The organism is Pseudomonas sp. GW823-FHT02E01 (assembly GCF_058797535.1).
The window spans coordinates 298,709-310,678 of sequence record NZ_JBXAJS010000007.1; the positions used below are offsets into that span (position 1 = coordinate 298,709).

The following is an 11,970-nucleotide window of genomic DNA, read 5'->3' on the forward strand; positions in this document are numbered from 1 at the left end:
CACTCGATGGATCAATGGCGCGGGTCGAAGTCACCGCTGAACATCTCGTCCTCGGCATCGGGAGCCACTGGAATCTTGTGTTCTTCGGACGCCCAGGCACCCAGGTCGATCAGTTTGCAGCGGTCGGAGCAGAATGGCCGGAATTTGCTCTCGGCGGTCCATTCCACGGGGGCGCCACAGGTTGGGCAGTCGACGGTTGTTGGTTGGCTCATGACTGGCCTCCACGCAAAGAAAGATAAAAGTGATGCAGGCGTTCGACCTCGCTGTGCAGCCAGGCAAGGTCGCGGTCGTTGACCACGACGTCGTCGGCATGGTTCACGCGATCCTGGCGGCTGGACTGGGCCTTGAGGATCGCCTGGACTTGCTGCTCGCTGGTCTGGTCACGTTGCAGGGTACGTTCGATCTGCAATTGTTCGGGCGCATCGATCACCAGCACCCGTTGGGTCATGGCGTATTGCCCGGACTCGATCAGCAGCGGCGAAACCAGAATCGCATAAGGCGATTTTGCCAGCGCCAGGTGGTGAGCGATTTCTTCGCCGATCAGCGGATGCAGGAGGGCCTCCAGCCAGCGGCGTTCCTCTGGCACTTCGAAGATCAATTTGCGTAGCGCGGCGCGGTCCAGTTGCCCGTCGGCCTGCAACACGCCGGGGCCGAAGTGTTCGGCGATTTGTGCCAGTGCCGGGCGGCCGGGTTCAACGACCCAGCGAGCGGCATGATCGGCGTCGACCACATGCACGCCCAGATCGATGAAGTGTTGGGCGGCCGCACTTTTGCCGCTACCGATGCCACCGGTCAGGCCGAGAATCCAGGGTTTTTCCACAGGGCTATTCATTTCAAACCGACAAACTGCCAATAGAGGCCGGTTATTTGACCACCCCAGAGCAACGCAATCCAGCCGGCAATGGCCAGATAGGGACCGAAAGGGATCGGCGTCGAGGTTTTTGCATTGCGCCAGCGCAGCAGCATCAGCCCGATAATGGCCCCCACCAGCGAGGACAGCAGGATGGTCAGCGGCAAAATCTGCCAGCCACCCCAGGCGCCCAGCATCGCCAGCAACTTGAAATCACCGTAGCCCATGCCGTCCTTGCCCGTGATCAGCTTGAACAGCCAGAACACCGACCACAGCAGGCTGTAGCCGGCTATCGCCCCCCAAAGCGCCTCGTGCAACGACACGAACAGGCCGAAACTGTTGACGATCAACCCCAGCCATATCAACGGCAGCACCAGCACGTCCGGCAATATCTGATGTTCGGCGTCGATCAGGCTCATCGCCAGCAAACCCCAGCTAAGGACCAGCATCAGACAGGCGGGCCAACCGAAGCCGAAGTGCCAGGCAACAAATGCCGACAACAGGCCGCAGGCCAGTTCGGTCAACGGATAGCGCGGGCTGATCGCGGCCGCACAGGCTGAGCAGCGGCCGCGCAAAAACACATAGCTGAGCAGCGGGATGTTTTCCCAGGCGCGGATGCGGTGACCGCAGTGCGGGCACTGGGAGTGGGGCAGCAACAGGTTGTAGGTCGGCAGCGGCGTTTCGCCTGGCAGCCCGAGAATGTCATGGGCCTGCTCGCGCCAGTCGCGTTCGAGCATTTTTGGCAGGCGCCAGATCACGACATTGAGGAAGCTGCCGACCAGCAGGCCGGTGATGCCTGCGAGAAGGACAAAGGCCAGCGCAGATTGAGTCAGGATTTCATTCAAGGGCATGTCAGATCGCTGAGCCAAGTTGGAAGATGGGCAGGTACATGGCAACTACCAGTCCACCGACGATAACACCCAGCACCACCATGATGAACGGCTCCATCAGGCTGGTGAGGTTATCGACCATGTTATCGACGTTGTCTTCGTAGAACCCCGCGACTTTGTCGAGCATAGCGTCCAGGGTGCCGGACTCTTCGCCAATTGCAGTCATTTGTATCGCCATGTTCGGAAAGACGCCGCAGGTGCGCATGGCGAAATGCAATTGCATGCCGGTCGAGATGTCCTGCCGGATGCGCAGTACCGCGCGCTTGAACACGCTATTGCCGGTCGCACCGGCCACTGATTCCAGAGCCTCCACCAGCGGCACGCCGGCAGCGAAAGTGGTCGACAAAGTACGGGCGAACCGGGCCACGGCGGACTTATGCATCAGGGTGCCCACCAGCGGCAGTTTCAGCAGCCAGGTGTCCATCCGGTCACGCAAGGCCGGGGATGTCCTGAGGGCGTGGCGTACGCCGAAGGTCATCGTGATCAGCGTGACAAGGACCACCCACCACCAGGCTTGCATGAATTGCGAGAGGCCAATGACCATCACGGTGAAGGCCGGCAGTTCGGCGCCAAAGCCTTTGAACACCGATTCGAACTGCGGCACGACATTGACCAGCAGGATCCCGGTGACAATCGCTGCGACGAACACCACCACCAGCGGGTAGGTCATGGCTTTCCTGATCCTGGCCTTGAGGCTTTCGCTTTTTTCCTTGTAGGTCGCGACCCGCTCCAAAAGGGTGTCGAGGGCACCGGCCTGCTCGCCGGCATCCACCAGGTTGCAATACAGCTCATCGAAATACCGGGGCTTCTTGCGCAGGGCAGCGGCGAAACTGCTGCCTGCCGCAACTTCCTGTTTCAGTTCGTCCACCAGCTTGCGCATGGCCGGATTGTCGAAGCCCTCGCCGATGATGTCGAAGGACTGCAACAACGGCACGCCGGCCTTCATCATCGTCGCCATTTGCCGGGTGAACAGGGCAATGTCCTGGGCCTTGATACGCTTGCCCATGCTGAAAACCGAATGGTTTTTTTTGCGAACCTTGCCCGGACTGATGCCTTGCTTGCGCAGTTTCGCCTTGATCAGCGCCGGGTTTTGAGCGCTGAGTTCGCCGGTCACTTTTGTGCCTTTGCGGTCGATGCCTTCCCACGCATACACGCTGATTTTCGCTGCCTTGACCGCCATGTTCAGTCCTGGGTATTCCGATTGAATTGCTCTTATAGCCTAGTCAAAGGATGGGGCCAAACCCGCAAGGGTGATGTGACAAAAAACGTCAGATAGTACTGATCTTGGTAGTAAGTAAGGGCTTTGCGAACACCACGCCCCCGGCCAACAGGGGCTTCTGGCCTTGGCACAGGCTGTGCTGCCATGGGGCAGGTCATGAGCCTTCGACTCATGCATGGAGCTTGTACATGAACTATCAGAAAGGTTTTACCCTGATCGAGTTGCTCGTCGTGGTAGCGATCATCGGGATCCTGGCAACCCTGGGCCTGCCGATGTATTCCAAGTACCAGGCGCGGGCCAAGGTCACGGCGGCGATGGCCGAGCTGACTGCAATGAAGGTGCCGTTCGAGGATGTGATCAGCCAGGGGGAAACGCCGACAATTGCCAACGTGGCGCCCGCTGGCAAGACATCGACCAACCATTGCGCCCTGTCTGTGACGGCTACAACGCCGGGGGCGGGATCAATCGTTTGTACGTTGCACAATGCCCCGGGGGTGGTCCAGGGCAAAACCGTCACCCTGACACGGGACGAAGCCAAAGGCTGGTCATGCAAGAGCAGCGTTACCGAGGACTACTTGCCTAAAGGGTGTTCCGGTTCTGCGGCATGAATTGCTGAATCAAGTCCCCGCTTTTGCGGGGATTTTCCTGTTTGTCGACCCGTCGTCAAATGTTGCAGATAAAGCTCAGAAATTTCAGCATCTTAGGAACTTTCCATAAACCCGCAACTTGCATGCAGTGTTTGTGCTTCTCGTGCATTTTGCATGATTTCGAAAGTTGGCTTGTTTTGTAACTTATTGATTAATAAGGTTTTAGTTCCTTCTCCAAAGTTGGCACAGCGTTCGCAATATCCTTGGTAACCCTGCCGACAAGACATCCGGCAGACTTTCCGAAAAACAGGAGTTACTCGTATGAAGAAGTTCGCTATCACTGCCGCTGCTGCTACCGCGCTGACCCTGACCATGGCCAACGCCGCGTTTGCTCAAACCACCCAGGCAACCCAGTCGCCAATGGTGCTGGCTGCCGGTGAAATGACCGAAGTGAAAGAAGATACTTCCGATACCTGGATCACCACCAAAGTCAAGGCTGACCTGATGACTGAAAAAGGCATTCCAGGTAGCGACATCAAAGTTGAAACCAACAAAGGCGTGGTATCGCTGTCGTCGACCACCGCCGTGACCGATTCGCAAAAAGAAGCGGCTGTGGCCATCACCAAGAAAATCAAAGGCGTCAAGGCGGTCTCCGCTGACGGCCTCAAAGCCGAGTAAGGCAGGCTTCTCGCCTGGACCGGGAGAAGGCGCGACAGACGGGCAGAGTCATACGTCTGTTGCAACCTGAGTGTTCATGCGAAGGGCCATAAGGATGTGGCCGTCACAGGCCCCGCGCTTTTTTCCGGGGCCTGTTTTATGTGTAGTGCTGAAAATCAATTGTGGGAGCAAGCCCGCTACCACATTGGATAGTGGCTAATTAATTTCCGCGTTTGCTGGAGATCTGCTTCAGCCGATTACCTTCGAACCGCAAGTATTGATACATCCCGCCATTCGGTCCGTAGGTCCACTCCTCGACCTGAAACTCCTCGCGTCGATCGGCACTGCGCTTGTACCCCAGCAAGTCGCGGCTGACCGGCTCACCGCATTTCTGCACGACCTCACTCGAGCGATCGCCGACGCTGATCAACTGGCTGCCACAGCGCAGGGTATCGGCCGCCCAGGCCTGACTGACGGAGAGCGCCAGAGCCAAGCCTGCCAGCTGCCGATGCATCACTCGGCATCCAGATGCATCGGAGTCACCACGCGGCCGTCGCTTTGCGCCTCGCCCAGATTGGCATCGATGAAGTACACCCGGTCATCTTCCAACTGGGCCTTGTCGACCAGATAATCCTTGATGCTGCTGGCGCGTTCCTGGCCCAGTTGACGCAACAGTACGTCGCTGGCACTCCAGAACTTGATCACCTCGGCACGCATTTTCGCGGTGCGTTCTTCCTTGCCCAGGTCCTTCCATTCGGCAGGGGGCTGGGTTTTCAGGCGGGTGCGGTAGATACCTTCGAGCAGCGGGCCCTTTTCTCCGTCCGGCACTTCCAGCAACGAAGCCTGGGCCGGGACCTTGTCACCGCGGCGCTGGAGCATTTTGTAGTAGTTGTACTGGTATTCACGCTCCAGGCGTTGTTCGGCGATCAGCGGGCCATCGCTGCTCTGGGCGGCGGTGCCTTCGATTTCCAGGCGCAGGGCCGGGCGTTCCTTGAGCGCCTTGGACAGTTTGTCTAGGGCGCCTTCGGCGTCCTTGCTCAATTCGCTGGAACCGGCTGCGAATGAAACGCTGCCCAGGTCTTCCGAACCACCACCGTTGACCAAGCCGCCAATGAGTTTGAACGGTGCTGCCGCGGCCTTGACGATCAGGTTGCGCAGGGTCTGCCAGATAATCGGCATGACGCTGAACTGAGGGTTGTTCAGGTCGCCAGTGACCGGCAGTTCGATGGAGATCTTGCCGTCGACGTCCTTGAGCAAGGCAATGGCCAGTTTCAGTGGCAGGCTCACGGCATCCGGGCTGTCGACTTTTTCACCCAGTTGCAGTTGTTCGACCACCACTTTGTTTTCAGCTTTGAGCTGACCCTTGGTGATCTGGTAGTGCAGGTCGAGATTGAGCCGGCCCTTGCGGATACGGTAGCCGGCGAACTTGCCGGAGTAGGGCGTCAGCGTGGTCAGTTCCACGCGTTTGAAGCTGGTGGCGATGTCGAGGCTGGCCATCGGGTCGAACGGATTGACCGAACCCTTGATGGTCACCGGTGCGTAGCGATCGACCTTGCCCTTGACGTCGACACTGGCCGGTTTCGGCCGGCGGCTGTCGATGGTGCCGATCTGCCCGTTGAGTTGCTGGATGGCGGTGGCGAAGTTCGGGGTCAGGCTGAAGTCGGCAAAGTTGGCCGAACCGTCATTGATGAAAATGCCGCCGATGTGGATGCCCAGCGGTTTTTCGTTGCTGGCCGGTTTGTTCGCAGCCGGTTTTGCCCCGGAATCCGCTGGCTGTGGAATCAGCAGGTCATCGATGTTGGTGGTGCGATCATCGTTGATCATGAAGCGCGCATAGGGCTGGAACAGGTTGATCTTGTCGATCGACAGGCTGTCCCCATGCTGATAGTTCAGGCCTTCGACCACGACCTGCTGCCACTTGAGGAAGTCGCGGGTTTTCAAGGTGTCCAGGGTATGCAACTGATCGACCTGGGCACGGCCGGTGACGCCGAAGGCCAAGGGCTCGGTGCTTTTCAGGTCGACCGCCAGATCGCTGCCGAGCATGCCGCTGCGCAGTTCCAGGCGAATGAACGGCGTGATGTAGGACTGGGCAACCCGCAGGTCGATGTCCTTGGTCTGTACCTTCAGCCTGGCGCTGACCGGGGCCAGGTTGATCTCGCCGTCGGCCATGATCTTGCCTTGCTTGCCTACACCGGTATCGAGCTTGAGGGTAAAGGGGGAACCGTTGAGGCTGTCGAAATTTTGCAGGTCGAGGTTCAGCGGACTCAGTTCCAGGGCGACGACGGGTTGTGCCTTGCGGTCAGCCAGATGCACCTTGTAGTCGCGCAGTTGCACATCCTTGAGCAGCACCTGCCAGGGTTTGTCTGGCGCGGCCGGTTCAGGTTTCGGTGAGTCTGCCGCCGCCGGAGTGCCGGTCGGTTCGGCATCCGCCTTGGCTTTGGCAGCGGGTTTGGCCGGCTGGCTGGCGAACAGTTTCTGCCAGTCGAGTTGGCCGTCCGATTCCAGCGCGGCCCAGGTTTCCAGTTTGTGGCTGCGGATCTTGCCCACCACCACTTGCTGCTTGGCCAGGTCCACAGTGGTTTCGCTGACGTCCAGGCGCTCGAGCTTTACCAGCGGCCGGCCATCCGGAGCCTTGATCGCGAAGGGGGCGATGCTGACCGCTACATTGCTCAGTAGCAGCTCGGTTTCCTTGGCCAGGTTGAGTTTGTAGTCGGTGCTGATGCTCATGACGCCGTTTTCGAGATCCAGTGGCACGGCATCGCGCACATAGGGCCAAAAGGCTTTCATCTTGCCGTCAGTGATTTTCAGCTTACCTTCGGAGGCGATCGGGATCAGGCTGAAGTTGCCGGTCCAGTCGATCTGTCCACCATTGGGGCCGACGGCCACCAGGGTCATGTCGGCGCTGTCATCAGGCAGGGTACTGAGGTTCTTCAGTTCGAAATCGAGTGTGTCGTAGAGAAACTCGATGGGCTCGCTGGGCCGGGCATCTTCAAAATGCACGGAACCGCCCGCCAGTTTGATCCGCTCGATGCGCAGTGGAAACGGCTTGGCATCCGGGTCGGCCGGCGTGGGTTCGCTCTCTGGCAGTTTGAACAGCCCGAGCAGATTGAGTTTGCCGTCCTTGCTGAACAGGATTTCGGTCTTGGGCTTGGTCAGTTCGACATCAGACAGGTGCACCGCCTTGGTCCACAGGCTGTCGAATTGCAGATTGGCGTACAGGCGCTCGAAACCGACCTGCTCCTTGCCGGGTTCGCCGATGTTCAAGCCCCAAAGGGTCAGTTCAAGGCTGAACGGATTGAATTCGATCCGCTGGATGGTCGCGGGTGTAGTGGCGTAGTTGGCCAGTTGCTGGTTGGCAACGCGCAACGCGACACCCGGTAAAATCAGAAAACCCAGCAAGCTGTAGAGGGCCAGAGCAGTCAACAAGGCGCCGATGGCGCGAATCAATCCTTTGTACATGTGAGGCTTCATCTGTCTGAATCGGAGTGCGTTGGAGTATGGCACGCGTTTCCGGTTCCGAAGTGATTGGCCTGTTCATGAATTTTCAGATTTCTCCGACGACGGTCAGAGCTGCAGGATCAGGGTTTTCAGCGGTGGCTGTTGATCCATTGACGGAAAATCGGCGCCCGGTTTCATCACGGTCCATTCACGCACCGGCCGCCCGGCCTTCTCTGCACAACGCAAAACCTGTTCACGCCAGTCGTCCATGCTGACTTTCGCCAGGTTGTTGCAGCAGATCAGCACGCCGTTGTCGGCGGTGGTCAGCAAGGCCGGTTTGAGCAGGCTCTGGTAGTCGCGCAGCAGGTCGACGGTGCCGAATGCACTCTTGGCCCAAGCCGGAGGGTCCAGCAGCACCAGATCGTACTGGCGCTGTTCCAGGCGCTGATAGCTCGGAAGTTTTTGCCCGCGGCGCTGGCTGATCGGCAGGCCGGCCAGTTGGCGGATGGCCGGGAAGTAGTCGGACTGGATAAATTCCATGGTCGGCAACTGCGGGTTGAGCTGCCCGTTCTCCCGACCGACCGCCAGGTTGCCTTCGGCGAAGTCCAGGTTGCACACCTCGCGTGCGCCACCAGCGGCGGCACTGAGGCCGACACCACAGGTGTAGGCAAACAGGTTCAGCACGCTTTTGTTCTTGCTGTGATCCTTGACCCAGCCGCGGGTGTTGCGCAGGTCGAGGAACAGCAGCGGGTCCTGTCCTGCATGGCGACCGCGCACCCGATAGTTCAGGCCCCATTCGTGGCCGACCAGGTCTTGCAGGGCGGCATCGTCGGCGCGGTAGACGATGTCATCGCGATCGATGCGCGAGTTGCCACGGGAGCGGTCGTTGTAGACCAGCAGGGTTTCAAAACCCAGGTGTTGATTGATCGCTTCGTGCAGTTGCAGCAGCGTCTCGCGCTCCAGCGCCTGGTGGAAACTTTGTACCAGCAGCTGCGGGCCGTAGCGGTCGATGGTCAGGCCAGCGGCGCCTTCCTGGCTACCGTGGAACAGGCGATAGCAATCGGTGCCTTGCAGGTGCAGTTCGGCGAGCAGGTCCTGGCGTTGATCGAGGGCGGCGCGCAGCGCCTGATTCAAGGAAGACATGCTGGGCGCCTTGCAGGAGAGAATTGGGCGCGGGAGTTTAACACTGTGGCGAGAGGGCTTGCCCCCGTTCCAGTGCGTAGCACTGGCAAAATTTCGGAAACGCTCGAGAGCTTGGGGCCGCTTCGCAGCCCAACGGGGCGGTGCGGCGATCCGACAAGCCCCCTCGCCACAGAAAAAGTCGCAGCAATACCTGTTAGGTCAATAACCCCATCCGCCGTTTAGCCCGCTGCACCGAACCGTTACGCACCGCCCAGCGCAGCATCGGCGCACTGCGATTGACGCTGGCGCGGATCAGCTTGCGTTGCAGCGGGTTCTGGCTGACGCCGAGCATGTCGCTGGCCCAGTCCGGCAGCAGGTCGATCCCGGCCTGCATCATCAGACCGCCGAAAGGCTTGGCCAAGCGACTGGGAGAGGGGGCGTTCAGCAACAGGCGCAGGACTTCTCGACTGCGTTCGTCGCACAGCAACTGAGGGCGCATACGCTCAAGATAGTCGGCAATTTCCTGCCGCGTACGGGGTACATCCCTGGCTCCGAGCCGCTCGGCAACCAAGGCGATTTCAGCGTAGTAGCGATCCTGATCGACCGGGGACAGGTGCGGGTTGCGATAGCGCAAATGCGCGGCGAGGAAGTTGCTGACTTCCGCCACATGCACCCACGTCAGCAGTTCAGGATCGCTGGCGGCGTAGGCACGTCCGTCCGGCGCTGTACCGGTGATCTGCAAATGGATGGTGCGGACTTTTTCGATCAGCCAGTCGGCATCCTGTCGAGAGCCGAAGGTGGTGCCGGAGATGAACTGCCCGGTGCGGCGCAGGCGGCCGAGCATGTCTTCACGAAAGTTCGAATGGTCCCAGACCCCGGCCAATGCCAGCGGGTGCAGGGCCTGCAGCATCAGGGCACTGATGCCACCGATCAGCATGCTGCTGAAATCGCCATGGACTTGCCAGCTCACCGAGTCCGGTCCGAACAGGCCCGGGTCGCCCTTGGGGTTTTCCAGGTCGAGTTTGCCCAAAGACAAACCGGTCAGGCTCATGATCTGGGTTTCGATGCGGGTGCGGATGAATTCCATGGCCACTCTGTAATTTTCTGTAGGAGCGAGCCTGCTCGCGATGGACGTTAACGGTAACGCGTTTCTCCTGAATGTACGCGGCGCGCTTGAGTTCATCGCGAGCAGGCTCGCTCCTACAAAGGCCAGTACGTTATTGATTCAGGCGTTTATCGATCAAGCCTTGTACCACGCTTGGATCGGCTAAGGTCGAAGTGTCGCCCAGATTGTCCAGTTCGTTGCAGGCAATCTTACGCAGAATGCGCCGCATGATCTTGCCTGAGCGGGTTTTCGGCAAGGCCGGCGCCCACTGGATCAAGTCCGGTTTGGCGAAACTGCCGATTTCCTTGCTGACCAGGGCCAGCAATTCTTTTTTCAGTTCATCGTTGGTTTCGACGCCGTTCATGGGTGTGACGAAGACATAGATGCCTTGGCCCTTGATGTCGTGGGGATAACCGACCGCAGCGGCCTCGGCGATGCTCTCGTGCAGCACCAGGGCGCTTTCCACTTCGGCGGTGCCGATACGGTGGCCGGACACGTTGATCACATCGTCGATACGACCGGTAATCCAGTAGTCGCCATCTTCATCGCGCCGCGCGCCGTCACCGGTGAAGTAGTAGCCGGGGTAGGGCTTGAAATAGGTGTCGACCATGCGTTGCGGGTCGCGATAGACACTGCGGATCTGTGCAGGCCAGCTGGATTTTATGGCCAGTACGCCGCTGCCGGCGCCCTTGATTTCCTTGCCTTGCTCGTCGAGCAGCACCGGTTGCACGCCGAACATCGGTTGTGTCGCACAACCGGGCTTGATCCGCTGGGCACTGACCAGCGGGCTGAGCATGATGCCGCCGGTTTCGGTCTGCCACCAGGTATCGACGATCGGGCAACGCTCTTCGCCGACCTCATGGAAATACCATTTCCAGGCTTCCGGGTTGATCGGTTCGCCAACCGTGCCGAGTAGCCTGACGCTGGCGCGGGATGTTTGCTTCAACGGTTCCGGGCCTTCGCGCATCAATGCGCGCAGGGCCGTCGGGGCGGTGTAGAAAATGTTCACCTTGTGCTTGTCGATCACTTGCCAGAAGCGCGAGGTACTCGGGTAGTTCGGCACGCCTTCGAAAATCAGCGTGGTCGCGCCGTTGGCCAGCGGACCGTAGACGATGTAGCTGTGGCCAGTGACCCATCCGACGTCGGCGGTGCACCAGAAGACTTCGCCGTCGCGGTAGTCCAGCACGTACTTGAAGGTCATCGCTGCTTGCAGCAGGTAGCCACCGGTGGTGTGCAGCACGCCTTTGGGTTTGCCGGTGCTGCCGGAGGTATAGAGGATGAACAGCGGGTCTTCGGCGTCCATCGGCTCGGGCGGGCAATCGGCGCTGGCTTCGCGCAGGGCCTGCTGGTACTTGATGTCCCTTCCTTCGACCCAGTTCACCAGCCCCTTGGTGCGCTCGACCACCAGCACGCTGCTCACGTCCGGACAGCTTTGCAGCGCCTTGTCGACGTTCTGCTTGAGTGGCACGACCTTGCCACCGCGCACGCCTTCGTCGGCAGTGATCACGGTGCGGCAGTCGGCGTCGAGAATGCGGTCGCGCAACGAGTCCGGGGAGAAGCCGCCGAACACCACCGAGTGCACCGCACCGATGCGGGTACAGGCCAGCATGGCGTAGGCCGCCTCGGGAATCATCGGCATGTAGATGCACACGCGGTGGCCTTTTCTCACGCCACGGTTTTTCAGCACATTGGCCAGGCGGCAGACGTTTTCATGCAGTTTTTTGTAGGTGATCGATGTCGAGTCGGCAGGGTCGTCGCCTTCCCAGATGATGGCGACCTGATCGCCGCGTTTCTCCAGGTGCCGGTCGATACAGTTGTAGCTGACGTTCAATTGCGCACCGGCAAACCAGCTGGCTTCACCGGTTTTCAGGTTGTAGCGCTGGACGGTTTCCCAGGGCGCGCTCCAGTCAAGAAAGCGCGTGGCCTGTTCGGCCCAGAAGGTGCTGGGGTGTTCGACGGATTGGCGGTACAGGCGCTGATAGTCGTCTTGACTCAATTGTGCGGCCCGGCGGACGGCATCGGCTTTGGGGAACGTGCTGATATCGAACATGACGGTTCCTTGTGCTTGTTTTGCGACAAGGATAAAGATGCGCCGAGAGGTC

General features: G+C 59.7%; 11 protein-coding genes. 2 read left to right on the plus strand and 9 right to left on the minus strand.

The genetic code is table 11. The features are described 5' to 3' along the window. Window positions 1-11: 11 nt before the first annotated feature. The 4 genes from yacG to AC1RDQ_RS19375 are packed head-to-tail and all read right to left on the minus strand — an operon-like array spanning window position 12 to window position 2,920. Window positions 12-212: a DNA gyrase inhibitor YacG gene (gene yacG, locus AC1RDQ_RS19360; protein WP_102672246.1), complete on the minus strand. Its 201-nt coding sequence runs from the start codon at window positions 210-212 to the stop codon at window positions 12-14. Continuing rightward, window positions 209-832: a dephospho-CoA kinase gene (gene coaE / locus AC1RDQ_RS19365; RefSeq protein ID WP_057713261.1), complete on the minus strand. Its 624-nt coding sequence runs from the start codon at window positions 830-832 to the stop codon at window positions 209-211. Before coaE ends, yacG begins: the two co-directional genes overlap by 4 nt. Next, window positions 829-1,701 (minus strand): prepilin peptidase, encoded by an 873-nt coding sequence (locus AC1RDQ_RS19370; RefSeq protein WP_492587898.1) that lies wholly within the window; start codon window positions 1,699-1,701, stop codon window positions 829-831. The genes coaE and AC1RDQ_RS19370 overlap by 4 nt, the downstream gene beginning before the upstream one ends. A gap of 1 nt (window position 1,702) precedes the next feature. Beyond that, window positions 1,703-2,920, minus strand: a complete 1,218-nt coding sequence (locus tag AC1RDQ_RS19375) for a type II secretion system F family protein (RefSeq protein ID WP_154862184.1) — start codon at window positions 2,918-2,920, stop codon at window positions 1,703-1,705. 227 nt (window positions 2,921-3,147) lie between these two features. Here AC1RDQ_RS19375 and AC1RDQ_RS19380 point away from each other — a divergent pair, with 227 nt between their 5' ends. Together AC1RDQ_RS19380 and AC1RDQ_RS19385 are read left to right on the plus strand one after the other, a co-directional pair. After that, on the plus strand, window positions 3,148-3,567 hold the full coding sequence (locus AC1RDQ_RS19380) for a pilin (protein ID WP_057713264.1): 420 nt from the start codon (window positions 3,148-3,150) through the stop codon (window positions 3,565-3,567). 300 nt (window positions 3,568-3,867) lie between these two features. Continuing rightward, window positions 3,868-4,224, plus strand: a complete 357-nt coding sequence (locus AC1RDQ_RS19385) for a BON domain-containing protein (protein WP_057713265.1) — start codon at window positions 3,868-3,870, stop codon at window positions 4,222-4,224. 199 nt (window positions 4,225-4,423) lie between these two features. On the opposite strand, the gene AC1RDQ_RS19390 is transcribed toward AC1RDQ_RS19385, so the two are convergent. From AC1RDQ_RS19390 to acs, 5 genes are all read right to left on the minus strand, one after another. Next, on the minus strand, window positions 4,424-4,717 hold the full coding sequence (locus AC1RDQ_RS19390) for a DUF2845 domain-containing protein (RefSeq protein WP_407516372.1): 294 nt from the start codon (window positions 4,715-4,717) through the stop codon (window positions 4,424-4,426). Continuing rightward, a complete protein-coding gene (locus tag AC1RDQ_RS19395) occupies window positions 4,717-7,674 on the minus strand; it encodes a DUF748 domain-containing protein (RefSeq protein WP_492587899.1) in 2,958 nt (985 codons plus the stop codon). Before AC1RDQ_RS19395 ends, AC1RDQ_RS19390 begins: the two co-directional genes overlap by 1 nt. A gap of 93 nt (window positions 7,675-7,767) precedes the next feature. Beyond that, window positions 7,768-8,784 carry a class I SAM-dependent rRNA methyltransferase gene (locus AC1RDQ_RS19400; RefSeq protein WP_492587900.1) on the minus strand — a complete coding sequence of 339 codons (1,017 nt, stop codon included), beginning with the start codon at window positions 8,782-8,784 and terminating at the stop codon, window positions 7,768-7,770. Window positions 8,785-8,977: 193 nt separating this feature from the next. Further along, the gene (locus AC1RDQ_RS19405; protein ID WP_492587901.1) at window positions 8,978-9,850 is read right to left on the minus strand and encodes an oxygenase MpaB family protein; all 873 of its coding nucleotides are present in this window, start codon (window positions 9,848-9,850) and stop codon (window positions 8,978-8,980) included. A gap of 130 nt (window positions 9,851-9,980) precedes the next feature. After that, window positions 9,981-11,918 (minus strand): acetate--CoA ligase, encoded by a 1,938-nt coding sequence (acs, locus tag AC1RDQ_RS19410; RefSeq protein WP_492587902.1) that lies wholly within the window; start codon window positions 11,916-11,918, stop codon window positions 9,981-9,983. Between the last annotated feature and the right edge of the window lie 52 nt (window positions 11,919-11,970).